The organism is Oleiphilus sp. HI0079 (genome assembly GCF_001635105.1).
In genome coordinates, this window is record NZ_LWFT01001034.1 from 1 (window position 1) to 836 (window position 836).

The window sequence follows — 836 nt, forward strand, 5'->3', positions numbered from 1 at the left end:
CATTTACCAATGAATCTTTGCCGGTTACGGCATGGTAGATCATGATACTACTAAGAATGACAGAAGCAGCTGGAACACTCATTACAAAGAGAAGCCAGCGTTGCTGATACCACTTCTGTTTCGGTTCGCTCATTGCTTGGGTACTCATAAAATTTACTCTTTTGATCCGAGAAAGCGACTTTCTGAGTACGCTTCAAGTTCAGGATTGTCTATGGAGCGAACGGTAAAGTTGATTTCATTACTGCTGCCTGGTAAATCGGACGGTTTCGCTTCGACAATTGTTGGGAGATTGTATACTTCTCCGGAAACAACTTCGAATTCAGAAGTCGTACCAATCTTCAAACCATCAAAGCCGGAAACTTCAAGCGTCATGCGTTGATTCTCATCAGTCATATTCATAACTTTAACGGTATAAGAGTTCTCTATCTCGCCCAACCCATTGAGCTGGAACAGAGAGCCTCGATCACGAATTACATCAATTTCGAGCGGTACGCGATTCAATATATGCATCAGGAATGTGCCTGTCATAATCACGAGCAACGCCGCGTAAGCAATCGATTTTGGCCTTAAGATATGGCTCGACTTACCTTCGAGTCGTTGTTCGGTTGTGTAGCTGATCAAGCCTTTTGGATAGTTCATTTTATCCATGATTGAGTCACAGGCATCAATGCACAGGGCGCAGCCGATGCATTCGTACTGCAGCCCATCACGGATATCAATGCCGGTGGGGCAGACTTGAACACACATGCCGCAATCAACACAGTCGCCAAGGCCTTGCTCTTTATAATCTGCGTTGCGCTTGCGGCTGCCTCGTGGATCGCCCCGACCTTTGTCGT

1 protein-coding gene is annotated in these 836 nt (G+C 46.1%); it reads right to left on the bottom strand.

Annotated features, from left to right (window positions below; all coding sequences use genetic code 11):
- Window positions 1-153: 153 nt before the first annotated feature.
- Window positions 154-836 (bottom strand): FixG Ig-like domain-containing protein (locus A3750_RS18640; RefSeq protein WP_197475147.1); only part of this gene is annotated, 683 nt, incomplete at its 5' end.